The sequence below is a fragment of the Tsuneonella troitsensis genome (genome assembly GCF_001441535.1).
Taxonomy (GTDB): domain Bacteria; phylum Pseudomonadota; class Alphaproteobacteria; order Sphingomonadales; family Sphingomonadaceae; genus Tsuneonella; species Tsuneonella troitsensis.
Genome location: NZ_LMAU01000004.1, coordinates 242,075 through 257,329 on the forward strand (window position 1 = coordinate 242,075; position 15,255 = coordinate 257,329).

Here is a 15,255-nt window from a genome sequence, read left to right on the forward strand (position 1 = left end):
CAGTCGGTAGAGAATGGCGGACAAGGGCATATTTGCTTTTCCTACCGGGGCCGGAACAGGTTAGCAGGCAAGCCATGTCCGGTTGGCCAACAGCGATGTCGTTTTCGGGTCGGAAGGGCGCAATTCCGGAAGGTCACACCGCAGGGCGCTACGATGGCCGTTTTACGGATGCGGCGGGGGTCGAACAGAGTTTTGAAAATACCCCGAAAAGCGTGACACGAAAGCTTGGTGCGACGTGACGGAGGGCCTCACCGATTCCACCACGCTGTCCGATGCGCTGGTGATCCTCGGCGCTGCCGGGATCGTCATCCCGGTCTTCCACCGATTCCGCATCACCCCGGTGATCGGCTTCATCCTGATCGGCCTGCTGGTCGGGCCGTTCGGCCTCGGGCGGCTCGTGGCGGAGGCACCCTGGCTCTACCATGTCACGATCACCGATACGGAGGCCCTCGAACCCTTTGCCGAGTTCGGCATCATCCTGCTGCTGTTCACCATCGGACTGGAGCTTTCGTTCAACCGTTTGTGGTCGATGCGGAAACTGGTGTTCGGGCTCGGCGCGCTCGAACTGCTGCTGATCGGGGCGCTACTAGCGGGCGTCCTGTCGCTCACCGGGCTCGGCGCCACAGCGGCGCTCGCGCTCGGTTTTGCGCTAGCGCTGTCATCGACCGCGATCGTCCTGCCGATATCCGGAACATCCAGCCCGGTGGGGCGCGCCGCCCTGTCGATGCTGTTGTTCGAGGATATCGCGATCGTGCCGATGATCTTCGTGCTCGGCGCATTGGCTCCCTATGCACAGGCGGACGGGTGGGAGGGCCTTGTCGGCACGCTGTGGCAGGGCCTGCTGGTCATCGTCGCGCTGCTGGTGATCGGGCGCTTCGGCCTGCCCCGCCTTTTCGCGCAGGCCGCGCGCACGAAAAGCCCGGAGCTGTTCCTTGCCGCCAGTCTTCTGGTGGTAATGGGCGCCAGCCTTGCCACCGCAGCAGTCGGGCTTTCACCCATAGTCGGCGCGCTGATCGCGGGCCTGCTGATCGCGGAAACCGAATATCACGGCGAGGTGGAAGGGATCATCGAGCCGTTCAAGGGGCTCGCGCTGGGCATATTCCTCATCACCATCGGGATGAGCATCGACCTGAAGGTCGTGTGGGAGCAGATCGGATCGATCGCGATCGCCGTCGTTGGCGTCCTGACGCTCAAGGCAATCGTCACCGGCTTCCTGCTGCGCCTGATGGGCGCACGGCGCAGCACGGCGGCGGAAACCGGTATGCTGATGGCAAGCCCCAGCGAGACGACGCTAATCGTCCTCGCCGCCGCGTCCGCTGCGCTGATCATCGACCGCGAGACCGCGCAATTCTGGCAGATCGTCACCGCCATCGGCCTCACCGTCACGCCGTTGCTCGCGCGGTTGGGCCGGATCGCTGCCCGCAATGTCGAAACTCCCGCCGAACTGGCCGAGAACCAACCGGGCGATGCGCGCGTCATCATCGTGGGCGCAGGCCGCGTCGGCCGCCTCGTTGCCGACATGCTGACGGTGCACGGCAAGCCCTATGTCGCGATCGACAGCGATTCCGATCTCATCGCCCGTGCACGGCGCAAGGGATACAAGGCCACGTTCGGCGATGCCGCGCGCGGCCGGGCGCTCGACCGGCTTGGCATCAATACGGCGCCGGCCGTCATCCTGACGATGGACGAGCCGGTGCTCGCCCAGCGGCTCACCGCCAAGCTGCGGCGCGAATATCCCGACCTGCCGATCATCGCGCGGGCGCGCGACCTCAACCATGCCACCGCGCTCTATCGCGCCGGTGCCTCGCACGCCGTCCCCGAAACGCTTGAGAGCTCGCTCCAGCTCAGCGAGGCGGTGCTCGTCGATCTCGGTGTGGCGATGGGCCCCGTTATCGCTTCGATCCACGAAAAGCGCGATGAGTTCCGCGAGCAAATTCGCCGCGAGGCAGAGCTGGAACACAAGCCCAAGCTACGCACCGGACCCGCGGAGGCGGGATAGATCGTCCCCCTCGCTCGTTTGTAAAGCGAAGGAGACGATCATGAGCGATGCAAAACAGCGGCCCGAAGCCGACCCGCACAACCAGGCCGGCGAGGAAAAGGGGCAGATCAAGAAGCCGCAACGCACCGACGACAACACGCAAGTCGTCGATACCGCGCGGGGTAGCGAAACGGTGACGCGAATCGCCAGCGGCCACAGGGGCTAAGCTCCGCCGTCAGGCGGGCGCTGCGGCCCCCGCCAGCACGGCGCGCACTGCGGCGATCGCTTCGGTACCCTTGGTGCAATCCGGACCGCCGCCCTGCGCCATGTCGGGGCGGCCTCCGCCGCCCTTGCCGCCTAGTGCCTCGACGCCCGCGCGGACGAGATCGACCGCGCTGATCCTGGAAGTCAGGTCGTCGGTGACCGCAGCCGCGATGGTTGCCTTGCCGTCGTTGACCGCGACGATGGCGGCAACCCCGGAACCCATGCGGGTCTTGGCCTCGTCCAGCAGGCCGCGGAGCGCCTTCGCCTCGAGCCCGTCGATGACCTGGCCCGAAAACGCGATGCCAGCCACATCCTCTCCGAGCGTCGCGGGCTTGCCCGCGCTGCCTCCTCCAAGAGCCAGCGCCTTGCGAGCCTCCGCGAGTTCCCGCTCCAGCCGCTTGCGCTCGTCGAGCAGGGCCGCGATCCGACCCGGCACTTCTTCCGGCGTGGCGCGAATGGCCGCCGCAGCATCCTTGAGCGCATCCTCGCGAGCGACGAGCCACTGCCGCGCAGCCTCTCCCGTCAACGCCTCGATCCGCCGCACGCCCGAGCTGACCGCACTCTCCGAAACAATGCGGAATACCCCGATATCGCCGGTGGCGCGCACGTGCGTCCCGCCGCACAACTCGACGGAGTAATGCCGACCTTCGTCGCCCGCGCGGCCCATGCTGAGCACGCGAACTTCGTCGCCGTACTTCTCGCCGAACAGCGCCATCGCCCCGGCCTCGATGGCATCGTCAGGGCTCATCAGGCGGGTCGTGACGTTTTCGTTGGCACGGATTTCCGCGTTCACCTCGGCCTCGACCGCGGCAATATCGTCCGGGGTCAACGGCTTTGGGTGGGAAAAGTCGAAACGGAACCGTTCGGCAGCGACAAGCGAACCCTTTTGCGTGACATGCTCGCCCAGCCGATGGCGCAGGGCCGCATGGACGAGGTGGGTCGCCGAATGATTCGCGCGAATGCGATCGCGCCTGTCCGCGTCGACCTGCAAGTGAACCACGTCGCCAACCTTGATCGTCCCGGCTTCGACCGTGCCCTGGTGCGAATGCAACCGGCCGAGCGGCTTGCCGGTATCCTCGACCGCGATTCGCAGACCCTCGGGCGTGCTGATCGTTCCGGCATCGCCAGACTGTCCGCCGCTCTCGCCGTAGAACGGCGTCTGGTTGGTGAGCACGGTGACCATGTCCCCCACACCGGCCGCCGACACTTCCGCGCCGTCCCTAACCAGCGCCACAACCCGTCCCTCGCCTTCGGTCGACGAGTAACCGGTGAATTCGGTACCGCCTTCGCGTTCGGCGATGTCGAACCACAGTTCGCCGTCGGCAGCCTGACCGCTGCCCTTCCACGCCGCGCGTGCCGCTGCCTTCTGGCGCGCCATCGCCGCGTCGAAGCCAGCGCGGTCGACGGCGATGCCACGGCTACGCAGTGCGTCCTCGGTCAGATCGTAAGGAAAGCCGTAAGTGTCGTAGAGCTTGAAGGCGGTTTCGCCATCCAGCTCGCCGCCCTCGCCCATCGCTCCCGTCGCATCGTCGAGAAGCCGGAGCCCGTTTGCCAGCGTCCGACGGAACTGAGCTTCCTCGCGCTCGAGCGTCTCCTCGATCAGCGGCTGAGCGCGGCCAAGTTCGGGATATGCCTGTCCCATCTCGGTTACGAGCGCGGGGACGAGCCGATGCATCAGCGGCTCCTTCGCACCGATGAGGTGCGCGTGACGCATCGCGCGGCGCATGATCCGCCGAAGGACATACCCGCGGCCCTCGTTCGAGGGCAGCACGCCGTCGGCTAGAAGGAAGCTCGTGGAGCGCAGGTGGTCGGCGATGACGCGGTGGCTGGCCTTGTAGTCGCCCTGAGCGGGAACCCCGGTCAGGCTTTCGCTCGCCGCGATCAGCGCCTTGAAAGTATCGGTGTCGTAATTGTCGGGTACCCCCTGCATGACAGCGGCAATGCGCTCGAGGCCCATGCCGGTATCGATGCTGGGCTTAGGCAGTTCGCCGACGATCTCGTCGGCGGCCTGCTCGTATTGCATGAACACCAGATTCCAGATCTCTACAAAGCGGTCGCCGTCTTCGTCCGGGCTACCGGGTGGGCCACCGAATATGTGGTCTCCGTGGTCGTAGAAGATTTCGCTGCAGGGGCCGCACGGACCGTCCGACCCCATCGCCCAGAAATTGTCCTTCGTCGGGATGCGGATGATCCGGCTGTCGGGCAGTCCTGCAATCTTTCGCCAAAGGTCGAACGCCTCGTCGTCGGTGTGATAGACGGTGGCGGTCAAGCGGTCGGGATCGAGGCCCCACTCCTTCGTCAGCAGCGTCCACGCGTGGGTGATCGCCTGCTCCTTGAAGTAATCGCCGAAGCTGAAATTGCCCAGCATCTCGAAGAACGTGTGGTGCCGCGCGGTGTAACCCACGTTGTCGAGATCGTTGTGCTTGCCGCCCGCCCGAACGCACTTCTGGCTGGAGGCGGCTGTCGCACTCGGCGGGGTCTCGAGACCGGTGAAAATGTTCTTGAACGGGACCATGCCCGCGTTGACGAACATGAGCGTCGGATCGTTGTAAGGAACGAGCGGTGCACTGCTCACCACGCGGTGGCCGGCGGACGCGAAATAGTCGAGGAAGCCCCGGCGGATGTCGTTGGTAGTGGTCATGGCATCAGCGCAGGTAAATGCTGCGACAGCGAGCGACAAGGTAATTAAGGTCGAAAAATGGCAGGTCCGCCATCACGCCGCCCGGGCCGTCACGATCCACGCGGCTCCTTGGAGGGCAACGATCGATCCGTCCCGGTGTTCGGCGAGGAATCCCTCCAGTCGGTCGATGAACACAGACCGTTGTGCCGGTTCGAGTTCGGCAGCCGCCGCAGCGGCAGGGCCGATGGCCAGGAAATAGGTCAGGGCATCGCTTACCGGATCGCCGCCGGCCCCTGCGACGTAGGCGAAATCGACCTTCTCGAACTGGATATCGCGCCATCCTGCCGAAGACAGGATCCCACCCACGTAAGCCGGATCGGCGAAGGCGAATGGTCCCGGAGCGCCCGGCTCCGGCAGTGATTGGACCCCGGTAGGCAGCAACGCGGCAATCCCGTCCGCCCATTGATTCTCGCGCCGATCGCGAAAGCACGAGAATAGAATACGTCCCTTCTGGTCGGCGACCGAACGAAGGTGGCCGAACGCTGCGACAGGATCATCGAAAAACATGACTCCGTGGCGCGACATCAGCAGGTCGGGTCCCCGACCACCAGATTCCCAGGTCGCAGCGTCAGCCAGGGCGAAGCTGACGTTGGACAGGTTACCGCCGCGCTCGCGGGCTGCGGCGATCAAAGGTTCGCTGATATCGATGCCGACGACCGTGGAATCAGGATGCTCTCTTGCGAGGGCGAGGGATAATTCGCCCGCCCCGCAGCCGATGTCGAGAATTCGGTCGAGGGAACCGCCTCGTGCCTTGCGAAGCAGGTGCTCGGTCAGGCCGGCAAAGCTGCGATCGGTGCGCCGCCATTCGTCGGCCCATTTGCGGCCGATCCGACCCTCCCAGTCGCTGCGATCCGTCATCGAGTCCCCCGCTCACAACTGCATCATCCCGAGCCGGAAGCTTGTGACACACAAGTTTGAGCGAACAAACGGAAAAGCCGGTGCGGACCCCGAGGGACGCTCGCACCGGCTTTCCGGTTTCCGGGCGCTAAACTGGCGCGCGCCCGCGCTTGAGGATCAGGCGTCGTCGTCCGCGTCCGGACCCGTCATCATCTCCTCGGCGACTGCGTCGGTCCGGCCGCGGATCGCGGCTTCCAACTTGTCGCAAACTTCGGGATTTTCCTTGAGGTACGTCTTGGCATTTTCGCGGCCCTGACCGATCCGGATGCTGTCGTAGCTGAACCAGCTGCCCGACTTCTCAACCAGTCCGGCCTTTACGCCCAGGTCGAGGATCTCGCCGATCTTCGAAATGCCCTCGCCGTACATGATGTCGAATTCGACCTGCTTGAACGGAGGGGCGACCTTGTTCTTCACCACTTTGACCCGCGTGGTGTTGCCGACGATGTCGTCACGGTCCTTGATCTGTCCGGTGCGGCGAATGTCGAGACGGACGCTGGCGTAGAACTTGAGCGCGTTGCCGCCCGTCGTGGTCTCCGGATTGCCGTACATCACGCCGATCTTCATGCGCAGCTGGTTGATGAAGATCACCATGCACTTCGACCGGTTGATGGAGCCGGTCAGCTTGCGCAGCGACTGGCTCATCAGGCGGGCCTGAAGCCCGACGTGACTATCGCCCATCTCACCTTCGATTTCTGCGCGCGGAACGAGCGCGGCAACCGAATCGACCACCAGCACGTCGATCGCGTTCGAACGCACCAGCGTGTCGACGATCTCGAGCGCCTGCTCACCGGTGTCGGGCTGCGAGACGATCAACTCGTCGATGTTAACACCCAGCTTCTTCGCGTAGCCCGGATCGAGCGCATGCTCGGCATCGACGAAGGCGACCGTGCCGCCCATCTTCTGGGCTTCGGCGAGAACGTGAAGCGCCAGAGTAGTCTTGCCCGAGCTTTCGGGGCCGTACACCTCGATCACGCGGCCCTTGGGCAGGCCACCCACGCCGAGCGCGATGTCGAGCCCGAGGCTGCCGGTCGAGATCGTCTCGACCTGCATCGTTTCCTTCTGGCCGAGCTTCATCGCCGAGCCCTTGCCGAACGCGCGGTCGATCTGTGCTAGCGCGGCGTCGAGCGCCTTCTGACGATCCGTATCCAAGTTCTTGCCTTCCACCAGCTTTAGATTCGAAGCCGCCATGACACACCCTTTCGCGTTTTGACTAGGCCCGCAGGCCACCTGTCACCCGAAGGACGATGTATCTGGTTTGTTCCAAGAGAACAAGTGGGGAACGTGAATATTTTCAACAACCCTGCGAAAGGCTTATTCGTTGACGATGGTCCAGCGCAGTTCCCGCGTTCCGTTTGCGGGCAGGGATGTTTCGTAGATGCGCGCGCCGTCCTTGATCCGCACGCCGCGCAGGCCGCCGATTTTGGCCGCCGCCCCCCCGAGCGTCAGGCGCAGCTTCGCGGGTGCAGGGTTGGCGTTCGTCACGACCAAGCGCATCGGCACCTTGTCACCGGACTGGCGGCGTTCGAGATCGTCTTCCACCGAGCACGCAACTGTAACCTGAGAGCTGGCCCCAAGTGCGATATCGACGTCCTGGCCCGAAGCGTAGTCGCGCAGCCGCTCTTCTCCTACGAGCAACTCACCATCCGTCGTCGATTCGAAAACCGTTATCCCGCCGGTCGGTAGCGCGACCCCGAGGCCGCTGCGCGCATCGTTGACCGTCGCGAGAACCAGCCGGGCTGGCTGCGGATCTTCCTCCAGCGCCCACGGCGTGCACGTTGTGGTATGCCAGAGCTTGCCCTTCACCTCGTCGCGCTCGAGGAATGCGATCTGCTTCTGGCTCTGCGCCGCAACGGTCACCCGTTCGGGAACGCGGTATAGCTTGAGATCGGCCAGGTCCTCTTCGGTGGTGACCATAGCCGCTCGCGAGACACGCGATCCGGTCAACACGATTGCCTCGGACCGGTCCGAATAGGCGACCGGCGCAGCCATGGGCGGAGGCGGCGGAGGAGGCGGCACAGGACGCGGTCCCATGTAAGGATCGGGCGATCCGCGTGCGGTACTACCGATCGGAAAGCACGTTATCCGCAGCGACTTGCCATTCGGCGGATCCGAGAGCGCCCGATAGTCGCTCGTCACTCGAAGGCGTCCGGCAACCGCCATAAGTTCCGCGTCGGCGAAGCTCTGGTTATTGTCGTTGACCAGCGTCAGCCAGCTTGTCAGTCGCATCCGAACGTCGTCTGCCGAGCCACCCTCGGCGAGGGTCGCGACATAGTGCGCCTGCCAGTCGAAGCCCCACGACAGATAGGTCAGCGTGACGGTGTAGGTCCCACCAACCGGAGCCGCGGTGTCGATGGAATAGACCGGCTGTGCCGACAGCCCTGCCGGTATGCGATCGAAGGTCAGCCGCTCGGGCACTCCGGCGCAGCGCACCGCCTGGAAACCCTCAGCGGTCTGGAGCACCAGTCCGCCATCGGCCCGGCTGCGAACGATCGCCGCTTCGCTGGCTTCGCGTCCGGTCGCCGGATCGGTGCGGGTAATCGTCACCCGGTTGCCCAGCATGCCGTCGACCAGCGCGCCCGGACTCAGCAGGTCGGCATTTCGGTTCTTCTCGATCGTCCCGCCCGGCAAGCCGGTGACGATCGCCGTGACCGCGACCATGCCTTCGGATACGCCCTCGAACCGGATCGTCGATTCTCCGGGTGGCAGGGTCACGGTGCGCGTTTCGCTGATCATCGCAAAGCCGCGCGGCCAGTCGCGGTCCATCGTTTCGTCGGGACCGCGGTTGGGGTCGCGATAGACGGTCACGGCGATCTTTTGAGGGGCCGATGCCTCGACCGCTTCGCGCGCGGCAAGCGGGTGCTCAGCCGCGCTTGCGATCAGCAACAGCAGGAGAGCTCGGCGCACCTGCGCGCCCTCTAGTACCGCGTCTCGTAGGTGACGCGCACCTCGCGCTTGCCGTTGGCGGGCACGGTGACGAGGTACTTGCGGCGATCGGCGTTGATCTGTTCGCCCGGCACGTCCTCGCTGGTGACGCGCAAGTCGCGGCTCCACCAACCGCGGTCGAGTCCTGCCTGGGTCAGCTCAACCTGGACTGGAGTAGGCTTGGCATTGGTGAAGGTATAGCGCATCGTCGTGCGCCAGTATTCGACCGGCTGTTCGGACGTGATTTCGCGTACGATCTCGCCGTCCTCGATCACCCGGTAGCGGCTCGAGGCTTCCCATTCGTTCGCCGTGATCTTTTCGCGGGAAACGACTTCGGCTTGCGTGAACACGTCGAACGCTTCGCCCGTGGTCAACGTCAGCGCGCTGCCCATCGGGGTATGACCGATCTGGCTCTCGCCCACGAACTGCGGCGTGCCTTGGCGGTCGCGCTGATAGAAGCGGACCGTGCCCGCGGGCAGAGCATCGCCAAGACCCTGCTCACGCGAAGTCGAAAAGCCGATCGCGCTCGAGACATTGACCGGCTGCTCGTCGCTCGCCAGCCAACCGACGCTGCGAGCATAGACGCGTTTCGCCGGAACCGCCTGCACGTCAAGGAAGCTCACCTGCTTGGTCTGGGCGTTCGCGATCGTCGTGCCACCCGGCAGCGGGTAGAGGTAGTAGTCGCCCAGCCGCTCGCGGTCGGCGGTCTCTGTTCCAGGCACGAATGAGCCGGGCCTGGGCGGGGCCGGCATCGAGCGGCGGATGTTGCGATTTCCGCCGCCGCTGGCCTGCGGACTTCCCGCCACAAGAACGGTATCGGCGTTGTGGAACGTCGTCCCGGTCTGGTTGGTGAGCGTGATCCACCCCTGCATGTCGGTGGTGCCCTTCGCCTCGTCGTAGAGCGCGACGTAATCGGCCGACCAGCCAAGCCCGCCCGACAGGTAGCGGATCGAGGCCGGACGCGTGCCGCCACGATCGCTCTCGACCGTCACCGACAGTGTCGGCCGTGCCCTAAGGTTCGGCGGGACCCGGTCGAAGATCACGCGAACCGGAAGGCCATCGTCGCGCAGAACTTCGATGCGGTCGCCGATACGGATAACAACGCCGCCGGCGGTGGAGAGCACCGTCGCGCGCTCGCGCAGTTCGGCACCGGTGGCCGGATTGGTGCGGATCAGCGTCACCGTCTGGCCGATCGCCTTTTCCATCAGCTTAGTGGGCGTGAGGATGTCGAAGTCGAAGTTCTGCTCGATGATACCCGCGCCGTCCGCACTAAAGCTCAAGGTTTCGGGCCGGATCTGCGCGGAGACGTCGGGAAATTCGATGCGGCTGCGACCGTTGGCGATCTCGAGCTGGCGGACGTCCTGCACGAGCGCGAGCCCGTTGTTGTAGATCGTCACATCGAGGTCGCCCTGCGCGGTCGGCTCGGCCACGGCGGTCTGCGCCAGCGAGGGACATGCGGTGGCGGCGGCAATGGCGACGATCGCCACGAGGCCAAGGTGCTTCGATCGCATCGGCAATTCCCCTCAATCCCTCGCCCGGCGGACGATCAATGTAACATTGTATCGTCCGACTTGCGCCAAGCTGAACGAGAATCAGGTGCCGCGCGTTGCCCCCAGGACCGACGCGACCTTGTCGGAAATCTGCTGCACGCTGAAGGGTTTGGCAATGAAATGCATATCGGCGATGTCGATATCGTTGCGAAGCTGCTCTTCGGCATAGCCCGACATGAACAGGATCGGGAGGGTCGGCCGGGCCTTGCGAATCGCCCGCGCCATTGCCGGGCCGTCCATTCCCGGCATGACCACGTCGGATACCACTACGTCGAATTCACCGCCGTTTGCGACTGCGACGAGACCTTCCTCGCCATCCGCGCAGGCGGTGACCGTATAGCCGGAGCGGACCAGCGCTCGCTCTGCGACAGCGCGCACCATGTCCTCGTCCTCGACCAGGAGGACACGCCCGCCGCCCGACCACGTGGCTGCGGGCTTGGCTTCGGCCTTTGGCTTGCGCGCCGGCATTTCGCCTTGATGCACCGGGAGGTAAACGCTGAAGCGCGCGCCCGCTCTGGCGTTGGCGGTCGCAGGAACGTTGTCGGCGAAGATGAACCCGCCCGATTGCTTCACGATGCCGTAGACCGTCGAAAGGCCAAGGCCGGTGCCGCCCATCGTCATACTCTGCGGCCCGCTGCGGCCCTGCTGCTTGGTGGTGAAGAACGGTTCGAAAATCTTGCCGAGGTGCTCCGGCGGAATGCCGCCGCCCGAATCCTGCACGACCAACGCGGTGTAGTCGCCTTCGGGAATGATCTCGCTGCCCATCTTGCGCACGTCCCGCGCGGTGACGCGGCGCGTCGCTAGCGAGAGCTTGCCAGAGCCGTCCCCGCGCGACTGGATCGCGTCGCGCGCGTTGACCGCGAGATTGACGATGACCTGCTCGAGCTGCTGCGGATCGGCACGCACCGGGCCGAGCTCCCGGTCATGATAGACCTTCAGTTCGATCTTCTCGCCCAGCAGTCGCTTGAGGAGTAGGCTGACCTCGCTGACGACGTCGGGCAGTTGCAGAACCTCCGGCCGCAGCGTCTGCTGGCGGCTGAAGGCGAGGAGTTGCCGGGTCAACGCGGCCGCGCGGTTCGAATTGGCGCGAATCTGCTGGATGTCGTCGTAATCGCTGTCGCCTGGCGTGTGGCGCAACAGCATGAGGTCGCAGGTGCCGATCACGGCCGTCAGCACGTTGTTGAAATCGTGCGCGACGCCGCCGGCAAGTTGCCCAACGGCCTGCATCTTTGTCGCCTGAGCGACCTGCCGCTTGAGGCGCGTTTCCTCGGTCGAATCGACGAGGCTGAGCAGTACTGCCGCCTCTCCCAGCCCGCGTACGCCCGCGACTCCCAGCGAGACCGGGTCATCGGGCGCGCCGAGCAGCCGTACCGCCATGTCGGTCGAATTGGCCGGCCCCTTGCCGAACCGGCGGACCGCGTCGACCACGGTGGCCTTGTCTTCGCGCACGACTATATCGGACGGGAACTGCGGCAGCGGCTTGTCCTCGATCCCCGCAGCGCGGCGGAACGGGGTGTTCGCGAACAGGAACCGGCCGTCCCTGTCGGTCATCGCAAGGCCGAGCGGCAACGCGCCGAGCAGTGCCTCGAGTTGCGGGGTGGCGGCACTTCCCGTCGATTCGCCTGCGCCGCCGAGGCCGACCCCGGCGTCGATCAGCAGCATCAGGCTGGGGCCTGCGTCCGCATCGGGCGCACGCTCCGCCTCCGGTTCGCCAAGTGGCACATGCACCAACGACTGAGGGCTGCCGCGCCGCCCTTCGCGGGCGAAGAAGATGCGGTCGCGCTCGTCCGCACGCAGCAGGCTCGCGAAATCCTGACCCGCAAGCGTAGCCGCCGAATCCCCTGCCGCGCGCACCGCGAAACCGGGTGCTGCGGCGCGAACGAGGCCATCGTGTGCGACCAGCGCCGCTTCGATTCCGCTGCGTGACAGGAGAGGACCAAGCGGGCCGGTCAAAGCGCGCCCCAGATCCGCGATGAAGTCCTCCTGCGCGTGCCCTTCGAAGCGCCAGACGAGATAGTCCTCGCCGCGCCCAGCCCGCTGCGCACAAGCCGACCAGCGCCGCGAGCCATCGGCGCGGTTGATCGAGCCGGCATCGCCCGTTCCGTCGCGCCAGGCTTCGCGCGCGGCGCGCGCCAGGGCCTCCAGCGCCGAGCGGTCGAGCGGCAGGTTTGGCGGCGCGTTGCTCGCCCCGAACCAGTCGACGTAAGTCGCATTGGCACAGACCAGCCTGTTGGCTCGGTCGACGATAGCGACTGCTTCTCCCGGACGCTCGATCGCCGCGACGGTCACCGACCAGTCGGGAGATGCGAGTTCATCGCGTAGACCTGTGGGCTGGGTACGGGCAAACACTGCACCGGCCGCGATCAGGATGCCGACTCCGCCAAGGAACGATGCTGCGGCGACCAGCTCTCCGCTCGTGGCCCAGACCAGCGCACCGCTCGCCAGAACGGCGGCGGCGATGGCGTAGTAAAGCGGCATCGGATGCTCGGTGGCGGTCCTCATTCGATCCCCGCCGCGGGAAACTTCGCCTGATCGCTCTCACGCTCACGCCGGACGCGCCGCTCTGTCAGGCGCCGTTTGCGCTTGGCGGCCACGATGAAGCGCCAAGTAAAGCTGGTGGCGACATAGCTGATGGCCGCCGCGACGACTGCGACGACGACAAGTCCGAACGCGGTGACGACCGTCGCGCCGGTCAGCCACTGCAGCATGTCGCCGAACTCGGAGTGCTCCATCGCCTTGTTCACCGGGGCGACGACGGTCATCGCATCGACCCGCAGCATCCATGACCCGACGTTGTACGACAAAATCCAGATCAGCGGCGTGGTGACGGGGTTGGTGACGAACGTCGTCAGCGCGGCAACCGGCACATTGGCGCGAACGGGAAGGCAGAGCAGCGCCGAAAACAGCATCTGCGCAAAGGGCACGATGATGCCCACCATCATACCAAGGGCAACCCCGCGCGGCACCGAGCGGCGCGTAAAGCGCCAGAGATCAGAACGTAGCACGCGGTTCGCGAAAGGCCGAATCCATCGGCTGCGCTCCATCTGCTCGCGAGTCGGCAGATTGCGCTGAATCCAGGCGGAAGTCTTGGCGAACATGGTGTCGGGTTCTGTCTTAGGCAAAGCGAGCGGCGGCGGCTAGCCGCGGTCGCGCAGGAGGCGCGCCTTGTCGCGCTTCCAGTCGCGGTCCTTCATCGTCGCGCGCTTGTCCTGCGCCTGCTTGCCCTTGGCCAGCGCCAGTTCGACCTTCGCCCGGCCCCGTCCGTTGAAATAGATCGACAAGGGAACGAGCGTCATGCCCTTCCGCTCCACCGCGCCGGTCATCTTGGCGATCTCGCGCTCGTTGAGCAGGAGCTTGCGCGGGCGCTTGGACTCGTGGTTGTTGCGGTTGCCGTGACTGAACTCGGGAACGTTCGCGTTCACCAGCCAGACTTCGCCACCGCGCACCTCGGCATAGCTTTCCGCGATGGTCGCTTCGCCCGCCCGCAGCGCCTTCACCTCCGTACCGGTGAGCATCAGGCCGGCCTCGAACTTGTCCTCGATGAAATAGTCGAACCGCGCGCGCCGATTTTCGGCGACGGTCTTCTGCTTGTCGAAGGTTTCGGGTTTGGGACGCGCCATGGGAGGTGGCCATGTAGGCGCGCTACGCGCGAAGCGAAAGGCCGCTCAACGCACCTTCAGGTCGCTTGGCAGCGTCGGCTCGCTGAGAAGCTGTTCCATCCGCCGCCAGCGCGTGGCCGGATCGCTGCCCGTACCCTCCACGTCGGCGCGGACCATATCGAGCCCCAGCCCGTAATTGATGATGTAGCTGCGATAGGACTTGATGAAGCGCAGCGACTGCGTGGCTCGTTGGGGAGACGCCAGCGTGTAGCGCTGGAGCAGTTCGGCCGCCTCCGGTTCGCCGATCTCGCCCGCCAGAAACCGGGCGGCAATGGCATACTGGGCGGCGCGCAACTGCGGGGTGAGCTTGCCGAGTTCGACATAGCGATCGAGTCCGTCGGCAGAGATTCCGGCTATCGGCGCGAGTACGTCGCGGTTGAAGGCGAGTGCCTCGTCGCCGGGAAATGCCAGCTCGATCCCGTAGTTCGCCGACCCTTCGGCGATGAACGATTGCGGCGAGTAGAGCGGATAGACCGAATACTCGGTCCAGCCGCGACGGCCGGCGAGCTCGCGCTCCAGCAGGGCGTTGTGCACGTGGTGCCCGGGATAGCCCTCGTGACAACCGAGGTCGATCGCCCGGTCGAGGCGGACGGGCAGGTCGGTGTTGATCTCGATCTTCGAGCGGGCGTCGCCTTGGTAATAATTGTATCCGCCCCACGGCTTGTCGGTAACGAGCGCCAGTTCGAACCGCTCGCCCTCGGGAAGCGCGATATGCGCTGCCGTGCGGCGTCGGCACTCGGCGATCGCGGCGTCCATGACCGGTTTCAATCGGTCCGCCGGGATATCGAAACGCGACTGAAACGTGTCGAGCCGCTGCCAGAGCGGCCCTTCGCCGGGCACCAGGCTGTCGATACGCGCCACTACCGCATCGAGCGTCGCAAGCTCGACCAGTTCGGGCTTCACGCCGAACAGGCCTTGCGCCTCGTCCACGAACGGAAGGTTTTCGCCCTGCATCATCCGCAGCCGCGTGCGTGCAGCGGCGAGCTGGGCGGCAAGGAAGCGCGCTCGCCGCTCGTCCATGCTGGTTTCCGCAGCGCCGTCCTCGATAAAGGGGGCGGTGCGGCTTTCGAGGGCCGCGACACGCTGCGCCAGTTGCGGAAGCGTTTGCGTGGGCGCCTCTGTCTTGGCACGCTCCATGACTGCGGAATCGCCGTAATAGGCGTCGATGTAGCCGGCTTCCTTTTCGCCGATCGTCAATTGAAGGAGGACATAGTCTCCGGCGATCGCATCGAGGCTGTCCTGCCCCGAAGGCAGCGTGGCGCAGGCGCCCAAAGTCATGGCGAGAACTCCGATAGATAGCGTGCG

General features: G+C 65.4%; 11 protein-coding genes. 2 read left to right on the forward strand and 9 right to left on the reverse strand.

What is annotated here, in order from left to right; all coding sequences use genetic code 11:
- Nucleotides 1-235 precede the first annotated feature (235 nt).
- Together AR323_RS10905 and AR323_RS14835 are read left to right on the forward strand one after the other, a co-directional pair.
- Nucleotides 236-1,999, forward strand: a complete 1,764-nt coding sequence (locus AR323_RS10905) for a cation:proton antiporter domain-containing protein (protein WP_057883996.1) — start codon at nucleotides 236-238, stop codon at nucleotides 1,997-1,999.
- Between the two features lie 40 nt (nucleotides 2,000-2,039).
- Nucleotides 2,040-2,204, forward strand: a complete 165-nt coding sequence (locus tag AR323_RS14835; RefSeq protein WP_161808738.1) for a hypothetical protein — start codon at nucleotides 2,040-2,042, stop codon at nucleotides 2,202-2,204.
- Nucleotides 2,205-2,213: 9 nt separating this feature from the next.
- Here AR323_RS14835 and alaS read toward each other — a convergent pair whose 3' ends face one another.
- The 9 genes from alaS to AR323_RS10950 all read right to left on the reverse strand — a co-directional run bounded on the left by alaS (nucleotide 2,214) and on the right by AR323_RS10950 (nucleotide 15,228).
- Nucleotides 2,214-4,883, reverse strand: a complete 2,670-nt coding sequence (gene alaS, locus AR323_RS10910) for an alanine--tRNA ligase (RefSeq protein ID WP_057884126.1) — start codon at nucleotides 4,881-4,883, stop codon at nucleotides 2,214-2,216.
- 72 nt (nucleotides 4,884-4,955) lie between these two features.
- Complete coding sequence (locus AR323_RS10915) at nucleotides 4,956-5,780, reverse strand: class I SAM-dependent methyltransferase (protein WP_057883997.1); 825 nt, start codon at nucleotides 5,778-5,780, stop codon at nucleotides 4,956-4,958.
- A gap of 156 nt (nucleotides 5,781-5,936) precedes the next feature.
- Nucleotides 5,937-7,007, reverse strand: coding sequence for a recombinase RecA (gene recA / locus AR323_RS10920; RefSeq protein WP_057883998.1), 1,071 nt, complete (start codon nucleotides 7,005-7,007; stop codon nucleotides 5,937-5,939).
- A gap of 123 nt (nucleotides 7,008-7,130) precedes the next feature.
- Entirely contained in the window at nucleotides 7,131-8,723 is a 1,593-nt protein-coding gene (locus AR323_RS10925; RefSeq protein ID WP_152980328.1) for a DUF4139 domain-containing protein, read from the reverse strand.
- An 11-nt stretch (nucleotides 8,724-8,734) separates the two neighbouring features.
- On the reverse strand, nucleotides 8,735-10,252 hold the full coding sequence (locus tag AR323_RS10930) for a DUF4139 domain-containing protein (RefSeq protein ID WP_200956700.1): 1,518 nt from the start codon (nucleotides 10,250-10,252) through the stop codon (nucleotides 8,735-8,737).
- An 81-nt stretch (nucleotides 10,253-10,333) separates the two neighbouring features.
- Entirely contained in the window at nucleotides 10,334-12,793 is a 2,460-nt protein-coding gene (locus tag AR323_RS10935; RefSeq protein ID WP_057884000.1) for a hybrid sensor histidine kinase/response regulator, read from the reverse strand.
- Entirely contained in the window at nucleotides 12,790-13,389 is a 600-nt protein-coding gene (locus AR323_RS10940; protein ID WP_057884001.1) for a DUF2062 domain-containing protein, read from the reverse strand. Before AR323_RS10940 ends, AR323_RS10935 begins: the two co-directional genes overlap by 4 nt.
- 39 nt (nucleotides 13,390-13,428) lie before the next feature.
- Entirely contained in the window at nucleotides 13,429-13,911 is a 483-nt protein-coding gene (smpB, locus tag AR323_RS10945; protein WP_057884002.1) for an SsrA-binding protein SmpB, read from the reverse strand.
- Between the two features lie 45 nt (nucleotides 13,912-13,956).
- Entirely contained in the window at nucleotides 13,957-15,228 is a 1,272-nt protein-coding gene (locus AR323_RS10950) for a hypothetical protein (protein ID WP_235510567.1), read from the reverse strand.
- Nucleotides 15,229-15,255: the final 27 nt, after the last annotated feature.

Excerpts from the sequence above, each read along its gene's own strand:
- AR323_RS14835 (WP_161808738.1), top strand. The coding sequence starts at position 2,040 with ATGAGCGATGCAAAACAGCGGCCCGAAGCCGACCCGCACAACCAGGCC.
- alaS (WP_057884126.1), bottom strand. The coding sequence starts at position 4,883 with ATGACCACTACCAACGACATCCGCCGGGGCTTCCTCGACTATTTCGCG.
- AR323_RS10915 (WP_057883997.1), bottom strand. The coding sequence starts at position 5,780 with ATGACGGATCGCAGCGACTGGGAGGGTCGGATCGGCCGCAAATGGGCC.
- recA (WP_057883998.1), bottom strand. The coding sequence starts at position 7,007 with ATGGCGGCTTCGAATCTAAAGCTGGTGGAAGGCAAGAACTTGGATACG.
- AR323_RS10930 (WP_200956700.1), bottom strand. The coding sequence starts at position 10,252 with ATGCGATCGAAGCACCTTGGCCTCGTGGCGATCGTCGCCATTGCCGCC.
- AR323_RS10935 (WP_057884000.1), bottom strand. The coding sequence starts at position 12,793 with ATGAGGACCGCCACCGAGCATCCGATGCCGCTTTACTACGCCATCGCC.
- AR323_RS10940 (WP_057884001.1), bottom strand. The coding sequence starts at position 13,389 with ATGTTCGCCAAGACTTCCGCCTGGATTCAGCGCAATCTGCCGACTCGC.
- smpB (WP_057884002.1), bottom strand. The coding sequence starts at position 13,911 with ATGGCGCGTCCCAAACCCGAAACCTTCGACAAGCAGAAGACCGTCGCC.
- AR323_RS10950 (WP_235510567.1), bottom strand. The coding sequence starts at position 15,228 with ATGACTTTGGGCGCCTGCGCCACGCTGCCTTCGGGGCAGGACAGCCTC.